19 protein-coding genes and 1 pseudogene are annotated in these 23,725 nt (G+C 62.5%); 14 read left to right on the forward strand and 6 right to left on the reverse strand.

Annotation, left to right across the window (positions count from 1 at the left end; all coding sequences use genetic code 11):
• The first annotated feature begins 964 nt into the window (after positions 1 to 964).
• From DL86_RS14155 to fdxA, 9 genes are all read left to right on the forward strand, one after another.
• The gene (locus tag DL86_RS14155) at positions 965 to 1,705 is read left to right on the forward strand and encodes a thermonuclease family protein (protein ID WP_162180441.1); all 741 of its coding nucleotides are present in this window, start codon (positions 965 to 967) and stop codon (positions 1,703 to 1,705) included.
• Positions 1,706 to 1,737: 32 nt separating this feature from the next.
• Entirely contained in the window at positions 1,738 to 3,255 is a 1,518-nt protein-coding gene (locus tag DL86_RS14160) for a M48 family metalloprotease (protein ID WP_245276383.1), read from the forward strand.
• Positions 3,256 to 3,481: 226 nt separating this feature from the next.
• Positions 3,482 to 3,658, forward strand: coding sequence for a DUF3311 domain-containing protein (locus DL86_RS20525; protein ID WP_245276386.1), 177 nt, complete (start codon positions 3,482 to 3,484; stop codon positions 3,656 to 3,658).
• The gene (gene mctP / locus DL86_RS14170) at positions 3,648 to 5,132 is read left to right on the forward strand and encodes a monocarboxylate uptake permease MctP (RefSeq protein WP_036262787.1); all 1,485 of its coding nucleotides are present in this window, start codon (positions 3,648 to 3,650) and stop codon (positions 5,130 to 5,132) included. Before DL86_RS20525 ends, mctP begins: the two co-directional genes overlap by 11 nt.
• 85 nt (positions 5,133 to 5,217) lie before the next feature.
• Entirely contained in the window at positions 5,218 to 6,498 is a 1,281-nt protein-coding gene (locus DL86_RS14175) for an FAD-dependent oxidoreductase (protein ID WP_084572934.1), read from the forward strand.
• A gap of 198 nt (positions 6,499 to 6,696) precedes the next feature.
• Complete coding sequence (locus tag DL86_RS14180) at positions 6,697 to 8,388, forward strand: D-alanyl-D-alanine carboxypeptidase family protein (RefSeq protein WP_084572935.1); 1,692 nt, start codon at positions 6,697 to 6,699, stop codon at positions 8,386 to 8,388.
• 112 nt (positions 8,389 to 8,500) lie between these two features.
• On the forward strand, positions 8,501 to 9,655 hold the full coding sequence (locus tag DL86_RS14185; RefSeq protein ID WP_036262834.1) for a CobW family GTP-binding protein: 1,155 nt from the start codon (positions 8,501 to 8,503) through the stop codon (positions 9,653 to 9,655).
• A gap of 77 nt (positions 9,656 to 9,732) precedes the next feature.
• The gene (locus DL86_RS14190; RefSeq protein WP_036262789.1) at positions 9,733 to 10,014 is read left to right on the forward strand and encodes an RNA-binding S4 domain-containing protein; all 282 of its coding nucleotides are present in this window, start codon (positions 9,733 to 9,735) and stop codon (positions 10,012 to 10,014) included.
• A 263-nt stretch (positions 10,015 to 10,277) separates the two neighbouring features.
• On the forward strand, positions 10,278 to 10,616 hold the full coding sequence (gene fdxA, locus DL86_RS14195) for a ferredoxin FdxA (RefSeq protein WP_036262837.1): 339 nt from the start codon (positions 10,278 to 10,280) through the stop codon (positions 10,614 to 10,616).
• 466 nt (positions 10,617 to 11,082) lie between these two features.
• Here the strand turns inward: fdxA and DL86_RS20530 are convergent, their stop codons facing one another.
• Positions 11,083 to 11,742 (reverse strand): hypothetical protein, encoded by a 660-nt coding sequence (locus DL86_RS20530; protein WP_245276384.1) that lies wholly within the window; start codon positions 11,740 to 11,742, stop codon positions 11,083 to 11,085.
• A 52-nt stretch (positions 11,743 to 11,794) separates the two neighbouring features.
• Between DL86_RS20530 and DL86_RS20535 the strand changes: the two genes are divergently transcribed.
• The 5 genes from DL86_RS20535 (at position 11,795) to DL86_RS14225 (ending at position 16,412) form a co-directional block, all read left to right on the forward strand.
• The gene (locus tag DL86_RS20535) at positions 11,795 to 12,646 is read left to right on the forward strand and encodes a CarD family transcriptional regulator (RefSeq protein WP_245276385.1); all 852 of its coding nucleotides are present in this window, start codon (positions 11,795 to 11,797) and stop codon (positions 12,644 to 12,646) included.
• Between the two features lie 230 nt (positions 12,647 to 12,876).
• Positions 12,877 to 13,299 (forward strand): Hsp20 family protein, encoded by a 423-nt coding sequence (locus DL86_RS14210; RefSeq protein WP_036262793.1) that lies wholly within the window; start codon positions 12,877 to 12,879, stop codon positions 13,297 to 13,299.
• A 52-nt stretch (positions 13,300 to 13,351) separates the two neighbouring features.
• Entirely contained in the window at positions 13,352 to 13,618 is a 267-nt protein-coding gene (locus DL86_RS14215) for a BQ00720 family protein (protein ID WP_036262795.1), read from the forward strand.
• Positions 13,619 to 13,777: 159 nt separating this feature from the next.
• Positions 13,778 to 14,557, forward strand: coding sequence for a HugZ family pyridoxamine 5'-phosphate oxidase (locus DL86_RS14220; protein ID WP_036262842.1), 780 nt, complete (start codon positions 13,778 to 13,780; stop codon positions 14,555 to 14,557).
• Positions 14,558 to 14,801: 244 nt separating this feature from the next.
• Positions 14,802 to 16,412 carry a phosphoenolpyruvate carboxykinase gene (locus DL86_RS14225; RefSeq protein WP_051953474.1) on the forward strand — a complete coding sequence of 537 codons (1,611 nt, stop codon included), beginning with the start codon at positions 14,802 to 14,804 and terminating at the stop codon, positions 16,410 to 16,412.
• Positions 16,413 to 16,444: 32 nt separating this feature from the next.
• Here the strand turns inward: DL86_RS14225 and DL86_RS14230 are convergent, their stop codons facing one another.
• The 5 genes and pseudogenes from DL86_RS14230 to kdpB all read right to left on the reverse strand — a co-directional run bounded on the left by DL86_RS14230 (position 16,445) and on the right by kdpB (position 23,693).
• Positions 16,445 to 16,936, reverse strand: coding sequence for a PTS sugar transporter subunit IIA (locus DL86_RS14230; protein WP_036262796.1), 492 nt, complete (start codon positions 16,934 to 16,936; stop codon positions 16,445 to 16,447).
• A 32-nt stretch (positions 16,937 to 16,968) separates the two neighbouring features.
• A complete protein-coding gene (locus DL86_RS14235) occupies positions 16,969 to 17,667 on the reverse strand; it encodes a response regulator (RefSeq protein ID WP_036262797.1) in 699 nt (232 codons plus the stop codon).
• On the reverse strand, positions 17,664 to 20,372 hold the full coding sequence (locus tag DL86_RS14240; RefSeq protein WP_036262799.1) for a sensor histidine kinase: 2,709 nt from the start codon (positions 20,370 to 20,372) through the stop codon (positions 17,664 to 17,666). Before DL86_RS14240 ends, DL86_RS14235 begins: the two co-directional genes overlap by 4 nt.
• A gap of 596 nt (positions 20,373 to 20,968) precedes the next feature.
• Positions 20,969 to 21,565 (reverse strand): annotated as a pseudogene (locus DL86_RS20540) (K(+)-transporting ATPase subunit C); the annotation flags it as partial.
• 10 nt (positions 21,566 to 21,575) lie between these two features.
• Positions 21,576 to 23,693: a potassium-transporting ATPase subunit KdpB gene (gene kdpB / locus DL86_RS14255; RefSeq protein WP_036262800.1), complete on the reverse strand. Its 2,118-nt coding sequence runs from the start codon at positions 23,691 to 23,693 to the stop codon at positions 21,576 to 21,578.
• Positions 23,694 to 23,725: the final 32 nt, after the last annotated feature.

Consider the following 23,725-nt stretch of genomic DNA (forward strand, 5'->3'; position numbering starts at 1 on the left):
TCGAGCCCGTAAAGCCAGCCGAATTTCTGCTCGTAGATGCGCACGCCGAGATAGAAGGCGCACATCACGCCAGCGCCGATGAACATCGGCACCGGATCCCATATCTTCGCCGCGGCGGAGGCGGCTCCAGCCTCCGCGCGGGAAGGACTTGTTTCTGTAATTAAACTCATCTCACGTGCCTCTCAGCTCTTGGGGATAAGATCGTTTTTCTTTTTTTTGTGGGATTTAGACCAAGCACCTAGCCAGTGGCCGCATTCTGCTCCCGCGGACCAGGTTCATTGTCAGCGCCATTTCGGTCAATGAGGCCGACAGATCGGTCGATTGTCCGCGCCAACGATTAGATCGGTCTACGTGCAGCTACAATATTCGGTCAGGCGGGTGGTGATGACATTTGTTCAGGTAGGTCGAGACTACCCACTAGGATAGGTCATCGGAGAAGACGGCTCTCGAAGCGGCGTTTTGCTCAAGCGCGGCGCCAACTGGTTCGGGCGATAAAGCCTTTAGCATTAGGTATTTGCACAGGATGTTCGAGATAGAACCGCAAGCTTGATCCAGAGCAGCGCGACAACGCCGGCGATGACGAAGGAATTTGGCGCGCCAAGAGGGGCGCTGGGCCGTGGAAAAGGTCCCGGGGGATGGAAGGCGCCGCCCATCCGGAAGGGCCTCGGCCCCTAAATAGTGGCGCAACCAAGGCGAAAGCCGGGCTGAATTGCCGCGCGTCCCGCGCCCGCCGCGGATATGGCGAAGGGTTCCGACCGAGGGACCCGCTGATGATCACTAACTGGACAAAGCGAGGAGGGGAGCCACGCCGCAAGCATCGGAATTAGGGTCCAGCGCGACGAAACGCCGCGGCCGTTCATTTCGTTTGCGCGCCGCCTGTCTTGGCGTCCTCGCGCAAACCATCGCAAACGCCGCTGCCGCAAGCGCGGATGGCGATTGTTCGGCAAAGAGCGCCAGCCGCGGCGTGGTCGCGTCCGTCAACGAACGGCTTGAATTGACCCTTGTCGATGGGCAAACGCTGAAGATCGCCGGCGTCGATCCCCCCCGCCCCACGCCAGACCAACCCACCATCGATGCAAAATCTCGCGATCGGCTGGGCCAATGGCTCGCCGGACAAGAAATTTTATATCGGCCGATGGGACAGCGCCAGGATCGCTGGGGGCGCCTTCCCGCGCTCGTCTTCGCGCCAGCCGCGTCGCCAAGATCGCCGCCCCTGCCGCTCGCGGAAGCCCTGCTCGACGCCGGGCTCGCCCGATTTGAACCAGGTCCCGAGGCGCGGCAATGCCGCGCGGCGTTGCTAGCGGCGGAATCGGGCGCGCGCGCCGCTGCGCTTGGACTTTGGGCGGATCCGTACTATGCGATTATCCCGGCGACCGACCGCGCGTCCTTTCCGGAAAAGGCCGGGACATCCGTCATTGTCGAAGGCCGCGTCACCGGCGTCGAAAGCGGCCAATTCCGCTCCACTCTGTTATTCGGGCCACGCCGGGGCTGGCATTTTTCGGTCACGATATTGCAACGCAACATCAAGATATTCGACGCCGCAGGATTCAATTTGGCTGGACTGGCAGGCCATACCCTTCGCGTGCGGGGTCTCCTCGACATGCGGTTCGGACCCCAGATCGAGATCGCCAACCCCGATGAAATCGAGGTGGTCTCCGAGGACCAAGGCGAGATCTCCCTCGCTCCGGCTCCCTTGCGGCGCTGAAACAGGTCGTCGGCAGGAAAATGGAAAGTCTCGTGGATATCCTCCGGTCGCTGCGGCCGGCGAAAATCGCCGCGTCGCGGACGCGCGGGCTCGGCGCTAGAGCGGCGATCGCAGTTGCGGCCGCCTTTGCCTTAGCCGCCTGCGCTTCGATGGAGCCGCATAGCGGCCGGCCGTTCCAAGTGGCGGCGCCTCCGGCGCCGACGCCCTCCCGCCCTCCGGCAATCGAAGCCAAGGGAGCCTCCGAACATCGGCGCATGATCGCCCTGTTCGATGGAGAATATAAAGATCCGCCGGCGGAGCGCTATCTCAACGAGATCCTGGTCAAGCTGGCCAATGCCGGGGAGAACGCAAGCGAGCCTTATAAAGTCATCATCCTGAACTCGCCGATCGTGAACGCTTTCGCGCTGCCTCCCGGCAACCTCTATGTGACCCGCGGCCTGCTGGCGCTCGCCAATGACGCCGCCGAGGTCGCGGCGGTCATGGCGCATGAAATCGCCCACATCACGGCAAGGCACGCTCTGCGCCGTGAGGAGGAGGAAAAGCGCGCCGCGGTGATCAGCCAGGCGGCGAGCGTGATCCAGAACAAACAGAAAAGCGAGGAGGTCGCCGCGTCGGCGCGGCGAACAATCGCAAGCTTTTCGCGCCAGCAAGAGCTTGACGCGGATCAGATCGGCATCAAGGTGGTCGCGCGGGCCGGCTTTGATCCTTACGGCGCGTCGCGATTTCTCGCCGCTCTCGGCCGCTCGGCGGCGCTGCGGACCTCGCTCATCGGCCAGAACGCCAGCGCCAACAAGCCGGATATGCTCGCGACCCATCCCACCGCCCCGGAGCGGACCGCGCAGGCGATCAACGCCGCCCGCCAGATCGGCGCGCCGGGCCTTGGCGCGACCGACAAGGCGTCATATCTCGCCGCGATCGACGGCATGATTTTTGGCGACGATCCGGCCGAAGGCTCCATCCGCGGCCGGAAATTTCTGCATGGCCGCCTGGGTTTCGCATTTACCGCGCCAGAAGGCTTCGGTCTCGAAAATTCGTCTCAAGCCGTCCTTGGCGTGAGCGGGGGCGGCGCGGAGGCCTTGCGCCTCGACAGCGTCAAGCTGGCGTCCTCGACTCCGCTCGAAACCTATCTCGCCTCCGGCTGGATCGACGGCTTGATGGAGAGGTCGATCCAAACCATCGCGGTGAACAACGCTCCGGCCGCGATCGCCACGGCCCGCGCCGGGGAATGGAATTTTCGGCTCGCCGTGATCCGATTCGAGCCGGGGCAGGTTTATCGGCTGATTTTCGCAGCGCGCGCGCTGACCGACGAAACCGAGCGGCGCTTTCGCGCTGCGATCGAATCGTTCCACCATGCCTCACCGGACGAGATCGCGGCGATGCGACCCTTGCGCATTGGCGTCGTCGCAGCCAAGCCGGGCGACGACGCCGACGCCTTCGCGGAGCGGATGGCGGTTCCAGACCGTCAGCTCGACTTTTTTCTGCTGATCAACGGGCTCGAACGCAAAGGTCCGCTGCAGGCCGGGGAGTTTTACAAAATCGTGACGGAATAGAGTCTCGGCGGGGCGCTTGACCAAAGTCCAAAATATGCTTTAACCCATTGAATTTCAGGGAGTCCTTTTCGATCCGATGCGTCCATCCGGTCGGGAGGGCGCCCTGCAGCGCTATGTCCGCGGAAATCGATCGGCGCGATATCTCTTTGTTTTGACGCATGATTTACCTGAAGAGCCGGCGCCTTATCGGCATCATGCTCTAGATGAAAGCATATTTCCTTTGCGCTTGATCTGGCTCTTTCTGCTCGTTCCTTACGCCGCGCTGGTATGGGTTCCGTTTTACAACAAGAGCCTGCCCGAGCTTTTCGGTTTCCCGTTTTTCTATTGGTATCAACTGCTTTTCGTGCCGGTCACCTCCGGATTGATTTATATTGTCTATCGGCGGATCCGCGATGACCGGTGAGTTCGACTACCCGGCCCTCGCCGTCTTTATTTTCTTCTTCGCGCTCGTGACGGTGCTGGGGTTCATCGCGGCCCATTGGCGGCGCCCCAAAACGCTGGCGCATCTCGACGAATGGGGCCTTGGCGGGCGCCAATTTGGAACCTGGATCACCTGGTTTCTGATCGGCGGCGACATCTACACCGCCTATACGATGATCGCCGTGCCGGCCCTCGTCTATGCCGTCGGCGCGTTTGGCTTCTTCGCCATGCCCTATACGATCATCATCTATCCTTTCGTTTTCGCCGTGATGCCGATCCTGTGGAAAGTCGCGAAGGAGAACAATTACGTGACCGCGGCCGATGTGGTCCACGGCCGTTACGGGTCGCGCCCGCTCGAGCTCGCCGTCGCTTTGACCGGCGTCATCGCGACCATGCCTTATATTGCGCTCCAGCTGATCGGCATGGAGACCATTATCCACGCGCTGGGCCTGAAGGGAGAAATTCCGCTCATTCTCGCCTTCCTGATCCTGGCGTTCTACACTTATTCATCCGGCCTGCGCGCGCCCGCGCTCATCGCCTTCGTCAAGGACACGATGATCTACATCGTGGTGATCGCCGCGACCGCTTTGATCCCCTTGAAGCTTGGCGGCTATGGCGCCGTATTCGACGCCGCCGACGCCGCCTTCAAGGCCAAGGGATCGGGCGGCATCTTGCTCGCGCCAAGCCAGTACGTCCCCTATCTGACGCTGGCTTTCGGCTCGGCATTGGCGCTTTTTATGTATCCTCACGCGCTTACCGCTATTTTTGCGAGTTCCGGGGCCAAGACGATCCGCCGGAACGCCATGTTGCTGCCGACCTATTCGCTCGTTCTCGGCCTGCTCGCCCTCATGGGTTACATGGGCCATGCCGCCGGCCTGACCCTTTCGAACAATAACGACGTGGTCCCGGCTCTGTTCAAGACTTTGTTTCCCGGCTGGTTCGCCGGCTTCGCCTTCGCCGCGATCGCGATCGGCGCGTTGGTGCCGGCCGCCGTCATGAGCATTGGCGCGGCGAATCTCTTCACCCGCAATTTTTGGAAGGCCTATGTCGATCCTGGCGTGACGCCGGCGGGAGAGGCGCAGGTCGCGAAGACGGCCTCGCTTGTCGTCAAGGTCGGCGCGCTCCTCGTCATCTTGTTTCTGCCGACCCAATTCGCGATCGACCTGCAATTGCTCGGAGGCCTGTGGATCCTGCAGACGTTTCCGTCGGTCATTTTCGGCCTTTACACCGGCTGGTTCCGCGCCTCCGGCCTGCTCGCCGGCTGGGCGATCGGGTTCTTCGGCGGCACCTGGCTGGTCTGGCTGAACAACTATAAGCCTTTGCACACATTGGCTTTCGGCGAGACGCGCGTCGCCGTCTATTCAGGGTTGCTGGCGCTCGCGGCCAATATTCTAGTGGCGAGCCTCGTCAGCGCCGCGCTCCGCCTGCGATCGCGCCACGCTTTAGAACCTCGGTGATTTAAGGAAGAGCCCTTCGTTCACCCGGTCTTGACGTCCGCGATCTATGGATTCTGTTCGATCGAAACGAACCAGGGACGAAACGATGGAACCGAACGCTCAAGAGAACGCTCGCGAACGCGAGGCCCTTCCAGAAAACGCCTCCTGCCGCTGCTGCGTGGTCGGCGGCGGGCCCGCCGGGATGATGCTTGGACTTCTCCTCGCCCGCGCCGGAATCGATACGATCGTCGTCGAAAAACACGCCGATTTCCTGCGCGACTTCCGCGGCGACACAATTCATCCCTCCACCCTCGAAGCTCTGAACGACATAGGCCTGCTCGATGAATTTCTGAAGCTGCCGCACCAGGAGGCCCGCGAACTCAAGGCGCGGGTCGGCGACGTCACGATCCCCTTAGCGGATTTCTCGCATTTGCCGACCCGCGCCAAATTCGTCGCCTTCATGCCGCAATGGGATTTCCTCGATTTTCTGGCGGCGAAAGCCAAGCTTTATCCGACCTTCCGGCTGATGATGTCGACCGAAGTCATTGGCCTTATCGAGGAGGGCGGCAGAGTGGCCGGCGTTACGGCGCGGACCAAGGACGGCGCTTTGTCAATCCGCGCCGACCTGACCATCGGCGCGGATGGGCGCCACTCCAGGGTGCGGCAAGCCGCCGGTTTCGCGCCGCTGGACATTGGCGCGCCGATGGATGTGCTCTGGTTCAGGCTGTCGCGCAAAGCCGACGACCCTTTGGAAAGCTTCGGCCGGATCGACGCGGGACAGATCCTGGCCCTGATCAATCGCGGCGAACATTGGCAATGCGGCTATGTCATAGCCAAAGGTTCCGCCGACGAGATCAAGGCGAAGGGCATCGGCCTTCTGCGCGAACGGATCGCGACGCTGGCGCCCTTCCTCGCCGATCGCGTGGCTGAACTGGCCAGCGTCGATGACGTCAAACTCTTGACGGTCGCGGTCGACCGGCTGCCGCTCTGGCACCGGCCAGGCCTCTTATGCATCGGCGATAGCGCCCATGCGATGTCGCCGATCGGCGGCGTCGGCATCAATCTCGCCATTCAGGATGCGATCGCCGCCGCCAATATTCTCGCGCGCCCCCTGCTCGACCAGCAACGGCCGCCGGACGAGAGTCTGGCCCAGGTCCAGGCGCGACGGGAATGGCCGACCAAGGCGACGCAAGGCATCCAGGTCTTCCTTCAGAAAAACATGGTCGCCCGCGTTCTCGCCGCTGGCGGCAAGATCGAGCCGCCATGGTTCCTGCGCCTCTTTATCTATCTGCCGATCCTGCGGCGGTTGCCCGCCCGCCTGATCGGGATCGGGGTCAGACCCGAGCGGGTCCGCGCGCCGGCCATCTCCCTCCCCAGTGAGCAATGACGCGCGCCAAGGCCGCGGCCACATAACGCGGAGCTGGTGGAAGCCTCGCTGCGAGGAGGTGTGGCAAAACAGCCGCACTTTCGCCGCCGAACGCGACAGCTTCGCTATGGCGCTTTCCAATCGGGCTCTCGCGCAGTAGAAATAAGGTCGAGCATTGCGCCGCCGCGGCTTTCTCGATTCCGCCAAGGATCAAGAAATATGGACCCTTCCCATGGCCAGGAGCATCCTTTGGCGAAGCTGGGACCAGATCGTTCAAGGCTTCCCCGGCATGGGCAGCCGCCTCGACCCCGCCGCCTCGCCGCCTTGGCCATAGCCGCCGGGATTTGGACCGCCCTCGCTGGAACGTCCTTGGCCGCCCCATCCATCGTGATCGAGGCGTCGTCCGGCGCGGTTCTCTACGAGGAGCAAGCGACCCAGCCCTGGTATCCGGCCTCCTTGACCAAATTGGTCACGGTCTATGTCGCGTTGAAGGCCGTGCGCGAGCGCCGCATCGCTTTCGAGACCCCGCTCGCCGTCTCCGCCCGCGCGGCGTCGATGCCGCCATCCAAAATGGGCTTCCGCCCTGGCTCTCTGGTAACGCTTGGCAACGCCTTGAAAATGCTCATGGTGAAATCGGCGAACGATATAGCGGTCACGATTGCGGAAGGGGTTTCAGGCTCGGTCGAAGCCTTCGCCGACGAGATGAACGAGGCCGCGGCGTCGCTGGGCCTTTCCCAATCCCATTTCGTCAATCCCAATGGCCTGCCCGATCCGCGCCATGTCTCCTCGGCGCGCGACTTCGCCATTCTAGCCCGGGCGCTCTATGTGACTTTTCCGGAACAAGCGGACCTGTTCAGCATCGGCGCCTTGCGGCTCGGCGGCGCCATCATCACAAATCACAATAATCTCCTTGGCCGCTATCCGGGCGTCGATGGCATGAAGACCGGCTTCACCTGCGCCGCCGGTTTCAATGTGGTCGCCAGCGCCAACCAAGGCGGCAGGAAGCTTATCGCCGTGGTGCTGGGGGCGCCGAATGTCGCCCTGCGCACCATTAAAGCCGCGGCTCTGTTCGACCGCGGCTTCGCCGGAATAGATCGTCCCGGCGGCCCCGTGGCCGCGCTCCCCGGGCAAGGATCCGCGCCGCCAGATATGCGCAATTCGATCTGCCACAAGCGCGGCAAGGCCATCGCCGAATTCAACGCCGAGAACGAACGCCTTATCGCGCCTTTGGAGGCGGCCAATGGCCGCGCTTTCGCGGGGCGCGAGGGTTCGTCCGTCATCGACGCCAATGCGCTGGCAAGGCCGGCGCCGATGGCGCGGCGCATCGCACTGGTGCCGGCCCCATCCTACGACCCGGTGCCGGTCTCTATCGGAGCGCCCGATGGCTATGCCGGAGCGATTGCGCAAGCGCGCCCGGCGCATTCTCCGGTCGGAACCGAACCGCCCCCAGGAACGGCGAGCGCCTATGCCGCCGTCAAGGAGCCGACGCTTGCCGAAGGCGGTTCGCCGCTGCAGCCCGATGCCGGCGCAATTCCGTTAAAGCTTCGCGGCAAACATGCCCGTCAAGCGGCTCGGAAACATCGCCATGCGCCGGCGACCACCCCGACAAAATCGGCATTGGCGGCAAGAGACAGCAAGGTCTTGGCCGCTCCGGTCAAACAAAGCAGGGCTGCAAAAGGCCAAGGCGTTGAAACCAAAACGGTGATGGTCAAGCCGGCCACGGACGCGCATTCCTCTTCCAAACCCGGCGCCTCCGCCAAAAAGGGCGCCGCCGCCAAGCCTGTCGCCGCTGTGCATCCAGCGGCCCCGGCCAAGCCCGCCGCCAAACCCGCCAAAAAACCGAACAGAGAGGCGAAAGCCGCGCCGCCCGCCCCTAAGGCGAAAACAGGCGCCGCCCATGCCGGAGAGTGAGTTAGGCGTCACCGCGCGGCCGGCGTTGCCGATCGAAGACAGCCTGTTGAACGGCGCGGAGTGGGATAAGATCGGCCAGTTGAAATTGAGACGATAAAGGATGCCGGCGCGGATGACGGATCTCGACAGGCGGCCGCCCCCGCCTTTCCCGCTGACGATCGTCACCGGTTTTCTCGGCGCTGGCAAAACCAGCCTGCTGAACCGCCTGCTGCGCGATCCGGCGCTGGCCGACACGTTGGTCATCATCAATGAATTCGGCGAAATCGGCCTCGACCATCTTCTCGTCGAGAAGTCCGGCGACGACATGCTGGTCATGACTTCGGGCTGCCTCTGCTGTTCGATCAGAGGCGATCTCATCACGACGCTCGAGGATGTCCTGCGCCGGCGCGACAATGGCCGCATCACGCCCTTTCAACGGGTCCTGATCGAGACCACCGGCCTTGCCGATCCGGCCCCGGTTCTGCACACGATCATGCATCACCCCTATCTCATGCTGCGGTTTCGTCTCGATGGCGTCGTCACCCTCGTGGACGCAGTGAACGGCGCGGCGACGCTCGACGCGCATGAAGAGGCGGTCAAACAGGCGGCAATGGCCGACCGCCTAGTCATCGCCAAGACCGATCTTCTCGACGACGACGCGGCAGCGGGCCTGCCCTCTTTGCGGGAGCGACTGGCCGGCCTCAATCCGGGCGCGCTTCAGCTCGACGCGGCCAAGGGCGAAGCGACGGCGGCGGCGCTTCTGCACGCCGGCCTTTACGATCCCGAGCGCAAGAGCCCGAATGTGCGTCGATGGCTGAACGCCGAAGCTTTCGCTTTAGATGAGCCGCGCGGCCATCATCGCGCCGGCCACAATCACACCCGCCATGACCATGACGTCAATCGCCATGACGCCCGCATCCGCGCCTTCTGCATGCGCCGCGCCGAGGCGATCGCGCCCGCCGCTTTCGACCTCTTCCTTGAATTGCTGCGCAATGCGCACGGCCCGAGCCTCTTGCGCGTCAAGGGGATCGTGGCCCTCTCCGACGATCCGTCGCGGCCGGTGGTCATCCACGGCGTGCAGCATGTTTTTCATCCGCCGGCGCGCCTGCCGGCTTGGCCTGACGATGATCGCGACACCCGCGTCATATTCATTTTGCGCGACTTGGAGCCGGCTTTCGTCGAGGGGCTCTGGAGCGCGTTCACGGGCGTTCCAGCCATCGACCGCGCGGATGGCGCCGCCCTCGCCGCCAATCCCTTGGCGCCCTCGGCGCGCGGGCTGCTCGCTTGATAAAGCCGATTGCAATGAATAAATCTCTTGGACCGCGTCCGCGCTTATGAAGGAAAGGCGTCCACGGAACGCAACGGATGGACGGAACGCAACGGCTGGATAAATGGCTGTGGTACGCCCGCGTGGCGAAGACGCGAAGCCTCGCGGCCCGGCTCGTCGCCGACGGTCACGTCCGCCTCAATGCGCGCCGGATCGAAACTCCCGCGAAGGGGGTGGCGCCCGGCGACATTCTGACGATTGCGCTCGAACGCCAAGTGCGAGTCTTGAAGGTCACGGCTCCTGGAACCCGGCGCGGCGGCTACCCCGAAGCCAAGCTTTTGTTCGAGGATCTATCCCCCGGCGAGGTCGCGCATGAATGACTCTCAGGTGGGAGTCGCGCGCGGCGGCCGCGGCGCGAGCCGCTAACATCCTTGCCTAACTGGCGCAAAGGCGGTAGTTGATCGATCCCATCGGATGACTCGCATCTGGCGGAGAATTCATTCCACGAAATCAGATAGTTGTGGTTTAGGCTCAAGCTCCTGACGGAACGCCGCAAGGGCCGGGCAGGACCGAATCGCAACCCGCGGCAGACCTGATGCGCTGGCGACGTTTCGCTGGCATTACCCCGCCAAGGAACAAGATCATGACCTATGTCGTCATCGAAAATTGCATCAAATGCAAATACATGGATTGCGTCGAAGTCTGCCCGGTGGATTGCTTTTATGAAGGCGAGAACATGCTCGTCATCCATCCGGACGAATGCATCGATTGCGGCGTCTGCGAGCCCGAATGCCCCGCCGAAGCCATCAAGCCTGATACCGAGCGCGGGCTTGAGAAATGGCTTCAGCTCAATCTCGACATGGCCCGGTCCTGGCCGAACGTGACGGTCAAGCGCGACGCCCTGCCAGAGGCCAAGGCGTTCGATGGCAAGCCAGGCAAGTTCGACGCCTATTTTTCCGCCGAGCCAGGCAAAGGGGACTGAGGCCCGGAGTCGATCCGCTTTCACGCCTCCGCAACCTTAGGCGAGGCCCCAGCATTTGCGTCAAATCGGCCTTGCCCGCCGACAAGAAGCATATTCTTTGATTTTCACTCTTTTTTGTGCTAGAGTGTTTTTTATTGGTCAGCAAAGTGCAAACTTTCGGCCATCTGTCAATCGTCCGCGTCTTGGAAGGCTCCGCAAAGCGCCAAGGCGATTATTTTGTGACGCCGCGCTCGAGTCGAAGCCTCGCTTCGTTCATCTCGCCACGTCATGCACGGATGATCATCGTATAGGAGCGACCCGCAGCGCGCCTTTCCAGGGCCGAAACGCGGCGTTCTCTGAGCGGCGGACCTATGTTCCGCCGTTGATGACCCGTCCCGTCTCCAAAGCGGGACAAGCAAAGGAGCGCGCTGCTTATGGCGTCCGTCAAGAAGACTGTAAAATCGTCCAAGGCAAGGCCAGCCCCTCCTCAGCCGGAACGGGCGCAAACGCGAAAACCCAAAGCAGCAAACTCCAAGGAAGCCGTCGAACCGAAATCAAAGAAAACCGTCGCCGCCGCATCGAGGGCGGCAGCGGCCAAGCGGGGCGCCAGCAAGAGAAATTCGAACGCCCCAGTTGCCCGGAAATCTTCAACCGCGAGCCCCGCGCTCGCGCCAAAAAAAGCCAGGACTGCTTCGGCAACCGCCAGCCCCGCCAGAAAGAAGCGCGGCCAGTCGGCAACACCCGCCGCCGCGAAGATTGTCACCCGAACAGTCCCCGCTTCAAAGGGCGCGGCAAGATCGGTCAAGACCACGGGACGAACCGCGGCGCCCGCCATTAAATCCTTGCCGCCGAAAAAGGCCCAAGGAGGACAGGCAAGCAACTCGCGAACAGGCAAGTCTGGCGCCAGCACCGTCCGCCCGTCCGCGAAAGCCGCCAAAGCGGCCGCGGTCCAGCGCGAAAGCAATCGGAGCGGCTCCACTTCTGCGCGTCTCGCGTCGGCGCGGTCCCGTTCCACCAGGTCGGCCACCAATCGCAAGGTGAGCGGCCCGGCCGCGTCCACGGCGGTTGCGGCCCAGTCCACCACGTTAGCGGCGACGATTCGCGCGACGAAATCGAGACGAGCCTTGAACCCGGCGGCTCCCCCCAAAGGGGCTGCCTTATCCTTGAATCCCACTCCAGGGGCAAATGAGCGGACGACGGTGACAAAAAAGATTGAAAAGAAAACAGCGGTGGCGGCGGTTTCCATTGCCACGGACTCCACAGTCGAGCCCCTTAAGGGCGCGGCGCGCGTAGCTTTGGACTCTACGGTCACGGCGCTTGAAAAGCCGGCGAAGACCCCGGCGACGAAGGCGTCGCCTCCTCCCAGCGGTCCGGCGAGCCCATCTGCGGCCGCCACAGTTGAGGCCGCGCCTGCCGCGGCGGAGCTGAAACCGGCCGAGTCGAAGCCAAGCGACAGGCCCGTCGCGCCGCCCGTCAGGCCGGGCAAGGCTTCCACTGCGCCGAGACAGGGGTTCAAGCCGCATGAATTCATCGTTTATCCGGCGCATGGAGTCGGCCAGATCGTCGCGATAGAGGAACAAGAGGTCGCCGGCTTCAAGCTCGAGCTTTTCGTGATCAGCTTCATCAAGGACAAGATGATCCTGAAGGTGCCGACCCCGAAGGTCGCGAGCGTTGGCATGCGCAAACTCGCCGACGCCGATGTCGTCAAGAAGGCGCTGGACACCCTGACTGGCCGGGCGCGCGTCAAGCGCACCATGTGGTCGCGCCGGGCGCAGGAATATGAAGCCAAGATCAACTCCGGCGATTTGATCGCGATCGCCGAAGTTGTGCGCGACCTCTATCGCTCCGACGCGCAGCCGGAACAATCCTATTCCGAGCGGCAGCTCTACGAAGCCGCGCTCGATCGCATGGCGCGGGAAGTCGTCGTGGTCCAGAAGCTGACCGAGTCAGAATCGTTGAAAGCGATTGAGGCGCAGCTTCAAAAAGGCCCCCGTCGCGGCAAGGCCGAAGAAATCGAAGCCGACGAGGCCGATATAGAAGAAGCCGCGTAAGCGCCGGCGTCGGACTGAAAAGAAGTAAAAAACCCGGCTCTTCGCCGGGTTTTTCTTTGGTCGGCGAAGCGATCCCATTGGATCCGCTCACCGTCGCGGCGTTTTTCGCGCCATGCTCCGGGCCGCCAGGGCTCTTGAATCAGCGCCTGGTTACGCCATATTCGAGAAACGGCAAGCGCCGTGGGACGCCTCTTCAGGGTCCCTCCGACGAAGGCTTGAGGGCTTCGCAGATGGCGTCAGCGCCCATTTTAAAGTCGTCATTCTTGCTTGGGTTCAACGAGATCGAACGAACCGCAGCGGGGATGGCGAGGACTGCTTCGGACGGCTATCCGCCCTATAATATTGAGCGGTTCGCCAATAATGGGGCCGACCGGTTGCGGATCACCTTGGCTGTCGCCGGCTTCACTGCGGCTCAACTCGAGATCACGGAGGGGCAAGGGCAGCTCATCATACGCGGCCGCCAGAGTGAGGGAAAAGCGCGGGTCTATCTCCACCGGGGGATCGCTGCGCGGCAATTTCAGCGGGTCTTTCACTTCGCCGAAGCCATGCAAGTGGCCGGGGCTACTCTGGATCACGGCCTTCTTTGCATCGAGTTGGTTCGGCCGGAGGCGGAGCGAGCCGTCCAAAAGATAGACATAACGGTGCGAGACTGATGGTTCGCACGAATGCGGGTCTCTACGGGACCGCAACACAGGAGATTTGATCATGTTGACCGCAACCAAGAGCGAACCCGCCCCTCTGCTGAGCAATGAACAGCTCGCCAATCTTGGGGGTGGGAGGGTGGCTTATCTAAAGCCGATCCGTTCGGAAGATGTCGCCCGACTCTTTCCGGCCGCTCCTCCACTCCAGCCGGGCTTGCGGCTTTTCGCGCTGCTCGCCGCCGATGGCACGCCGATCGCTGTGACCGATTCACGCGATGCCGCCGTCGCGAACGCCATGCAGCACGAGCTTGAGATGGTGAGCGTCCACTGACGCTCGCGTCACGACCCCTAAGCATGTTTGACGCATGGCAAGCCCTGAAGCATGATTGCGAGAGCTTGGAGACTGTTTTCGATGCGTTCGCTTCAGTGAAAATCCATGCCGCGAGGCCGGTTGCGCGATGAAGGCGCTAGAAATCGAACGCGGCGCCTCTTGACCGACGCTCCCGCTGGCATTGAGGCCGCCGCTCCCTCTTACGACGCCTTGGCGCAAGCTAAGCAGCTGTTGCGCACCGTTCGCGCCGGAGCCTTGGCGACAGTAACCGCTCAGCACGCGCCTTTCGCAAGTCTCGTCAATGTCGCGACGGCGCCTGACGGCGGCCCAATTTTGCTCATGTCGCGGCTGGCCGCCCATACAAGGCACCTTGAGGCCGACCCGCGTCTTTCGCTTCTTCTGGCGCAGGGCGGAGAAGGAGATCCTCTCGCCCATCCGCGCCTCACCCTCACAGGATTCGCCGAGCGCGCCGACAACCCGATCCGCCGCGCCGAGTTGAAAGCGCGCTTCCTGGCGAGACATCCGAAATCCGCTCTCTACGCCGATTTCGCCGACTTTTCGTTTTGGCGCGTCACGATCGACCATGCCCATTTGAACGGCGGATTTGGCCGGGCGGGAAGTTTCGACGCGGCATTGATCCTCACATCCCTCGAGGGGGCCGAGGCGCTCGTTGCGGCCGAAGCGCAAGCGCTTGCGCATCTCAACGCCGAGCATAAGGACGCGCTCGCGCTTTACGCGGGCGCCTGCTCCGCCAAGTCGGAAGGGGAATGGCGCGCGAGCGGGATCGATCCAGACGGCCTCGATCTCGTCAGCGGCGATGAAACCGTCCGCATCGCCTTTCCGGGGCCCGTTCGCACGCTTGAGGCTTTGCGCAGGGTGCTGGCGGAACTCGCCAATGAAGCCCAGCAAAACGCCGCGCCTCACGACCAAGAAGCCTAGAGCGGGATGCGAAAAAGTGGAATCCGGTTTTTCGCGTCAAATCCCGCTCTCTTCTCAACAATAGATCACGTTTCATGCTTTTGGATGTTTCCATCTAAAAGCATCGTGATCTAGAGCGCTTCCATCAAATGAAATCGCATCGACAAGCGCCGATTTGCGATTTCCGCTGATCTTATCTCGTCGTCCAGCGTTGTCTCTACGCCCCAGCGCAAGAGCGCTTGGTGCGAACGCGCCGGAGAAGACGATGCTCAAGGCCAATCATTTCATCCCCTCTTTTGAATCCGGGTCTTTCTGCCTCAAGGATTTGAAAAGCATTTCCTACAATCTCGAAGCCCCGCGCCTTTATGAAGAAGCCATTTTGCGGGGCGAGGCGAAAATCGCCAAAGGCGGCGCTCTCGTCGCCGAAACCGGAGCCCATACCGGACGTTCGCCAAAAGACAAGTTCATCGTGCGCGATGCGCTCACCGATCGGACGATCTGGTGGGAAAACGCCAATGCGATGACGCCCGAAAATTTCGACGTTCTACAGGCCGACATGATCGCCCATGCCAAGGGAATGGATCTGTTCGCCCAGGATCTCTTCGCCGCCGCTGACCCTGAACATCAATTGAAAGTCCGCGTCTACACCGAATATGCCTGGCACTCTCTCTTCATTCGGAACCTGTTGATCCGCCCTTCGGAAGAGGAAGCGGCGGCTTTCGTCCCCGAGATGACCATCCTCGATCTGCCCTCTTTCAGAGCGGATCCGGCGCGGCATGGTTGCCGCTCGGAGACCGTGATAGCGGTCGATTTCAGCCGAAAAATCGTGCTCATCGGCGGCACCAGCTATGCCGGCGAAATCAAGAAGTCGATTTTCGGCTATCTCAATTTCGTCCTGCCGCCGATTGGCGTCATGCCGATGCATTGCTCGGCCAACGTCGGCCCGCAGGGCGATTCGGCGCTTTTCTTCGGTCTTTCCGGCACCGGCAAAACGACCTTGTCCGCGGATGCCTCGCGCGTCCTGATCGGCGACGACGAGCATGGCTGGAGCGCGGCGGGCGTCTTCAATTTCGAGGGCGGCTGCTACGCCAAGGCGATCAAACTATCGCGCGAGGCCGAACCTGAAATCCATGCGACATCGGAGCGTTTCGGCACGATCATGGAGAATGTCGCGGTCGATCCTTTGACGCGCGCCCTGGATTTCGACGACAATTCGAAGACCGAGAATACCCGCATCGCCTATCCGCTGGATTTCATCACCAACGCCTCGGCGAGCGGACGCGCCGGCCATCCGAAAAACATCGTCATGCTGACCTGCGACGCCTTCGGCGTTCTGCCGCCGATCGCCAAACTCGATCCCGCGCAGGCCATGTATCAATTTCTGTCCGGCTATACCGCGAAAGTCGCCGGGACGGAAAAAGGCGTGAGCGAGCCGCAAGCCACCTTCTCGACCTGTTTTGGCGCGCCCTTCATGCCGCGTCACGCCTGTGAATATGGCAATCTTCTGCGCGACCTGATCGCCGCGCATGAGGTGGATTGCTGGCTGGTCAATACCGGTTGGACCGGCGGCAAATATGGCGTCGGCCGGCGCATGCCGATCCATGTCACGCGCAAGCTTTTGACCGCGGCGCTAGACGGCTCGCTCGCGCGCGCAAGTTTTCGCCGGGATCCCTGGTTTGGCCTGCTGGCGCCGCAGTCCGTTCCGGAAATCGAACAGGATCTGCTCGATCCGGTGAGGACCTGGGCTTCAGAGGAAGAATTCGCCGCGACGGCGAAGAAACTTGTCGAGATGTTCCGCGCGAATTTCGTGAAATTCGAACCACATGTCGACGCCGAGGTCCTGGAGGCGCAGCCCGGATTTTTCACTGTGGCGTAAAGTTTTGCTTCGCGCCGACCCATCAGAGAAGCCTATACCTTCTTCTGATTTTGCTCCAACCGCGCTGCTTCAGGAATCGCGCGGTCGCAGAGGAGGCTGCAAAGCGCCGCGGCGCTGGCCGCCTTGCGCAATCTCGCCGCGCATTCCTTGTCGCGCAGATGCCGGGAGACGGCGGCCAAGGCGGCGAGGTGCTCGCCGCCGGCATTCGCCGGAATGAGGAGAAGAAACACGAGATCGACCGGCTTGCCGTCGATCGAGTCGAAATGAATCGGCCGGTTGAGCCGCGCGAACATGCCGAAGAAGGCGTCGAGCCCGGCGATTCGCGCATGCGGCAGGGCAAATCCTTCGCCAAGCCCCGTCGACCCCAGTTCCTCGCGCGCCTGCAGGGCGGCGCAGATCGTCTGAGCGTCAAGGTTGAGCTGGGCGGCGGCCCTCGATGCGAGATCGCGGAGCAATTGCTCCTTGTTGCTCGCGCGGGCGCCAAAAATGACCCGGCTCGGATCGATAAAATCGGCGAGATCCATGGATATGCCTTAGCAAAGGATTTTGATCTGATCTAATCCGGCTCGCGCAAACGATAGCCGACTCCGGTCTCGGTAAGAATATGACGAGGTCTTTCCGGGTCCGATTCGATCTTCTGGCGCAAGGCGCGAATGTAGATGCGCAGATATTGCACATCCGCGTCGCCGCCCCAAATTTCATGCAGCATGAAGCGGTGGGTCAGGACCTTCCCCGCATGCGCCGCCATGAGGCGCAAGACCTCATATTCGCGCGGCGAAAACTTGACCTCCTTACCGCGCACGGTGACGATGCGCCGGACGAGATCAATGCAAAGATCGCCGGCGCGGAACAAGGGCTTTTCGCCCTCCTGTTGCAACCGGTGCCGCTGCGCCATCCGGATGCGCGCCAAAAGCTCATCAACGCCAAAAGGCTTCGTCACATAATCATCGGCGCCGAGGTCGAGCGCCGCCACTTTGGCGCTTTCGTTTTCCCGGCTCGATAGGATGATGATCGGCAAGGCCTCGTTCGCGGCCCTGATGGTTTTGATGACCTCGAGGCCATCCACATCGGGCAACCCAAGGTCGAGGACGAGAAGATCGGCGGCGTGGCGGCGGACCATGTCGAGAGCGGCGCCTCCGCTGGCGGCGGTCGCCACGACATAGCCTTGGCTCTCCAGGGTCGCACGCAGAAATCGCAGGATCGCGGGCTCATCGTCTACGACTAGAACGCGAAGCGGACCCGCGCGCGGCGTCAAGACAAGGCCTCAGACTGCGCCCCTGGCGCGATGAGCGCCGGCAGCTTGATTGTGAAAGCCGCGCCGCGCCGGTCGATCCGATTCGCCGCCGTTATCGAGCCTCCCATCGCCTCGATGAAGCCGCGGCAAATCGCAAGACCAAGGCCTGTGCCGGCGCGCTGCCGGTCGGAGCGATGAACCCGGTAGAACTTATCGAAAATTCGATCGAGGTCAGCTTCGGGAATGCCCTCGCCTTCGTCCAGGACTCGAATGGCGACGCTGCCGTTCTCGCGCCGCGCTGCGATCGTGATGAGCGAATGAGGCGGGGCGTATTTCGCCGCATTGTCGAAAAGATTGAACAGGATCTGCTCCATCAGCACCATGTCGACATCCAGCATTGGCAATCCGGCCTCGAGATCGATATCGACCTCGTGTTCGGCCAAGATCTTGCCGGCCCTTTGCAACGTCGCGCCGACGATGTCGGAGAGGTCGACCGGCCCTGATTGCGGCTTGAGCGGGCCGGATTCGAGCCGCGTCATGTCAAGAAGATTTCCGATGAAGCGATTGAGCCGCTCGGCTTCCTCCTGAATGGTGCGCAGCAGACTCTCTTGAACCGAATCGTCGAACTCCCGCCCGTGGCTGACGAGGCTCGTCGCCGAGCCGAGGATCGAGGCGAGAGGCGTGCGAAGATCATGCGAGATCGAGGTGAGCAGCGCCGAGCGCAGGCGATCGGTCTCCTCGGCGAGGCGGGCGCGATCGATGTCCTTGGCGAGGTTGACGCGATCGATCGCGACGGCGGCCTGATCGGAGAGCGCGTCGAAAAGACGTGAGTCTTCGGGCGTCAGCAAGAGCCCCGGCTTGTCGCGGTCGATCCCGACGACGCCGACGGCGCCGCGCGCCGTGCGCAAGGGCATGAAGCGGCGCTTTGCGCCCGGCAGCGTATCGGCGCCGCGTCCCGTCGCCTGATTTTTTTCAAAGCACCAGCGCGCCGCGGCGAGATCGGCTTCGTCGAGCATGTCCTCGGGAGGAAACCCCGCTTTGACGTCAAGGCGGCCCTCCTCGGGCAGAAGGAGAACGACCCGCACCTTCAGCATCAGCGCGATCTGATGCGCGGTCGCCCAAAGGAGATCGTCAAGCGTTGCGATGCCCGCGAGCTTGCGGCTGAAAAGATAGAGATCCTCGGTGATCCGCGCGCGTTGGCGCGCGGCGATCGCCTGGGCGCGGACGCGCGCCGCGAGGTTGCTCGCAATGATGGCGACGACCGCGAAGAAGAACAACGCGACGACATTTTCCGGGTCGGCGATCGTGAATGTGTAGAGCGGCGGCAGGAAAAAGAAATTATAGGCGAGCACGCTGACGAGACAAGCGAGCAGCGAGGCCCATAGTCCAAAACTCACAGCGCTCGCCAGGACCGCAATCAGAAAGGCCTGCGAAACATTCGAGACGCCATTTTGCCGGAGCAGAATGGCGATGATGGCCGCGACGCCGACGTAGAAAAGGCTCGCGGCATAGCCTATGAAGGCGCCCGGCTTCACTTCCCTCTTGCCGGGCTCGATCCTCGCGGGGGCGCTGAGGGCCCCGTCGGTCGGGCGTGCGATGACGTGAACGCTCGCGCCAGAGGCGACGCGGATCAGTTTCTGGGCGGCCGATTCGCCAAAAAAATCGCGCCAACGCGAATGCTCCGATTTGGCGACGATGATATGGGTGAAATTATTGGCCTGCGCATATTCGGCGACAGAGTCGGCGACATCCTGGCCCGGGATCGAGATCGCCTCCGCTCCGAGCCGTTGGGCAAGGCGCAAGCTCTGCGCGATGGCGTCCCGCTCGGCCTCGTTGGCGCGCGCGTCGGCTGGCGTCTCCACATAAATCGCCGCCCATCGCGCCTTCAGGCGATCGGCCATTCGCTTGGCGTAGCGCACGACGGCATTGCCGCTTTTCGTCGCGTCGATGAGGACCAGCACCTGTTCGCCAGCCGGCCAGGGCCCTTCGATCGCATGCAGCCGCATGTAATCGACCATCTGCTCATCGACCCGCTGAGCGGTGCGGCGCAACGCCAGCTCTCGCAAGGCGGTCAGATTGCCCGGCGAGAAATAATGCGCAATCGCCCGCTCGGCCTGATCAGGCACATAGACCTTGCCATCATTCAGCCGCGCGATCAGATCTTCCGGCGTCAGATCGGTCAACTCGATATCGTCGGCGCGGTCGATAATCGAATCCGGCACGGTCTCGCGGACCCGGACCCGCGTGATCCGGGCGACAACGTCGTTGAGGCTTTCGACATGCTGAATGTTGAGCGTCGTGTAGACGTCGATCCCGGCTGCGAGCAGTTCTTCGACATCCATGTAGCGCTTGGGATGGCGGCTCTCCGGCGCATTGGTATGCGCAAGCTCATCGACCAGAACGAGACTGGGCGCGCGGACCAGAATGGCGTCAATGTTCATCTCGGCGAGGACATGGCCTTTGTAGACGATGCTGCGGCGCGGAACGACTTCGAGACCGCGCAGCAGCGCCTCGGTCTCCTTGCGCCCATGCGTCTCGACGACGCCGACGACGACATCAAGCCCCTCGACCTTCTTGGCCTGCGCCGTCATCAGCATTTCATAGGTCTTGCCGACGCCCGGCGCGGCGCCAAGAAAGATTTTCAGGCGGCCTTGTTCGGCGTGCTGCGCATCGCGCAGGAGAGCGTCGGGTGAAGGCCGACGTTCGGCGTTATCGCGTTTCTCCATGCCGGCCGGCGCTTTCGCTTAGAGTGCTTAGCTGGGACGATCAGAAGCACTCTATCCTTTATCGAAGAGAAAACGGCTCCAAGCGAGAACGAATTCGCGTTGAAAATACTTGGCCTTTTCTACTCATTTGTCTAGCTCAATATGTTGAGTCAGCCCTTCAAGCGCTTCTTGCACGCGCTCCAATAGTCCATCCATTTCAGGCCGCCATTGGAGTTGGTCGCCGCGTTGGCGCGGAATTGGTCGGAACAGGTCTTGAGGCGCGCAACGGACGGCTTCTTGTCGGCATGGGCGGAAGAAATTTCCGAGGGAAACAGAGCTTGCGCTACCGGCTCTGACGCCGCTGTCTTGGGGGGATTAGCGGATGGAGGCGCGACAGCAGGTGCAACCGGCGCATCGATCGCGGGGGCCGACGCCGCCGCCTCGGCGACGACGGGGGCCGGCGGCGCAGGCGCGGCGACAACAGGCGAGGCATCCGCAGTCGTTGCGGGCGTCTCGAGCGCAGGCGGCGCAGCAATTGACGGCACAACAGCAGGCGCCGGAGTCGCCTCAGCTGTGGCCGAGTTTTCCTTGCTCTTACGGCTTTCGCGCGTCGGAAAGGCCTTGTCGAGCGCCAAGTTGAGTTTCAGCACGTTGACATGCGGCTCGCCCAGAATGCCGAGCAGACGGCCGGTGGTATTGTCTTCAACAAGGCTGCGCAGCGCATCTTCCGAAAGCTTGCGCGCCTTGGCGATCCGCGGAATCTGAAACAGCGCCGCCGCCGGCGTGATGTCGGGATCAAGGCCGCTCGCGGATGTCGTGACGAGATCGACGGGAACCGGCGCGGATGGATTTTGCGCCTTGAGCGCCTCGGATTCCTCCTTCACCCGTTCGATCAACGCCTTCGACGTCGGACCCAGATTCGATCCCGCCGAATTGCTGGCGTTATAGGGCGCAGGTATGGATTTCGTCGCATCATTGGGGTCGGCGCCGCCCGTGGCGGAGGGCCTTCCATGGAAATAGTCCTCTCGGGTGAAACTCTGCCCGATCAGCGCCGATCCGATAATGGCTCCATCTTGCCCGATCTCCAGGCTGCCATTGGCTTGATAGGGAAAAAGGCGCTGGGCCAAGCCCGTCATCGCGAGCGGATAGGCGAGCCCGGTCAGCGCGGTCATGAGGACGGTCAGCATCACCGCGGGAAACAGATGTTTGATCACTTTGGAATCCTCACGCAAGGCCAGCCGCGCCGACCGCGAGATCGATCAGCTTGATGCCGATAAAAGGAACGGCGAGGCCGCCGACGCCATAGATGAGCAGATTGCGCCGCAAGATCGACGCCGCCCCGACCGGACGATAGGCGACGCCGCGCAGCGAAAGGGGAATGAGCGCGACAATGATCAAGGCGTTGAAAATGATCGCCGAAAGAATCGCGCTTTGCGGCGTGGCGAGATTCATGATGTTGAGGCTTTGGAGCTGCGGGTAGAAGGCGACGAACATCGCCGGAAGAATCGCGAAATATTTCGCGACGTCATTGGCGATCGAGAAGGTGGTCAGCGCGCCGCGCGTCATCAGCAACTGCTTGCCGATTTCGACGATTTCGATCAGCTTCGTCGGATCGCTGTCGAGGTCGACCATGTTGCCCGCCTCCCGCGCGGCCATGGTTCCAGTGTTCATGGCGACGCCGACATCCGCCTGCGCCAAGGCCGGCGCGTCATTGGTCCCGTCGCCGCACATGGCGACAAGCTTGCCTTGCGCCTGCTCGTCCCGAATGAGTTTCAATTTGGCCTCGGGCGTCGCCTGGGCGAGGAAATCATCGACCCCGGCCTCGGCGGCGATCGCCGCCGCCGTCAAAGGATTGTCGCCGGTGATCATCACCGTCCGGATTCCCATCTGGCGCAGCGCGCCGAAGCGCTCCCTGATGCCGCCCTTGATGATGTCCTTCAGATAGATAACCCCGAGCAGACGGCCATCCTTGGCGACCGCAAGCGGAGTCCCGCCCAGTTTCGCAATGCGATCAGCGCTTGCGTTCAGGTCGTGAACCGCCGCTTCCGAGACCAATGAGCGCGCCGCGACGGCCGCGCCCTCGGCATCGGGCGGAGGATTTGCGGCCTCCGAGCGGACGAAGGCCAGGACCGCATCCACCGCTCCCTTGCGGATCACGCTCGCGCCGGCATCGATCCCGCTCAGTCGCGTGTAGGCGCTGAAGGGGATGAATTTGGCGTTGAGTTCGCTCATGTCCCGGCCTCTGATGCCGTATTTCTCTTTGGCGAGCACGACGATCGAGCGGCCTTCCGGCGTTTCGTCGGACAGGGATGCAAGCTGAGCGGCGTCGGCAAGCTCCCGGGCCGTGACCCCGGCGAGCGGAACGAACTCCGCCGCCTGCCGGTTGCCGAGGGTAATCGTGCCGGTCTTGTCGAGAAGCAAGGTGTCGACGTCGCCCGCCGCCTCGACAGCGCGTCCCGACATGGCGAGAACGTTGAACCGCACCAGGCGATCCATGCCGGCGATTCCGATCGCCGAGAGCAGCGCACCGATCGTCGTCGGGATCAGGGTGACGAAAAGCGCGACGAGGACGATGACCGACACTTCGCCGCCGGCGTAATTCGCAAAGCTCGGGATCGTCGCCACCGCGAAGACGAAGATCAGCGACAGGCCGGCGAGGAGAATGTTGAGCGCGATCTCATTTGGCGTCTTCTGCCGCTGCGCGCCTTCGACAAGCGCGATCATCCGATCGAGGAACGTCGATCCTTGCGCCGCGGTGATGCGGACCTTGATCCAGTCGGAAAGAACGCGCGTGCCGCCGGTCACCGCAGAGCGATCGCCGCCGCTCTCGCGAATCACCGGCGCGGATTCGCCGGTGATCGCCGATTCATCGACCGAGGCGACGCCTTCGATGATCTCGCCATCGCTTGGAATGATGTCGCCCGTTTCGACAAACACGAGATCGCCCTGTCTCAAGGCCGCCGCCGGAACCAGTTCGACGCGGTGATCCTGCGGCGACGCGAGACGCTTTGCCCGCGCATCGGTGCGCGCCTTGCGCAATGTCGCCGCCTGCGCCTTGCCGCGGCCTTCGGCCACCGCCTCGGCGAAATTAGCGAACAGCAAGGTAATCCAGAGCCAAGCGAGGATCTGGAAGCTGAATTTCAAATCTGCGCCTCCCTTGATGAGGTCGCGCAGGAACAAAATCGTCACCAGCAGGCTCACGATCTCGACGACGAACATGACCGGATTGCGGACCATGAGGCGTGGGTCGAGCTTGCGGAACGCGCCTCCGATCGCCGGCAGGATGATCGCCGGATCGAACAGGGAGCGCACAGTGCTGCGCGGATTATCTCTGGTTTCCATTGGATTGACCTTGCAATTTGCTAAAGGGCCTT

The organism is Methylocapsa aurea, assembly GCF_000746085.1.
Taxonomy (GTDB): Bacteria; Pseudomonadota; Alphaproteobacteria; order Rhizobiales; family Beijerinckiaceae; genus Methylocapsa; species Methylocapsa aurea.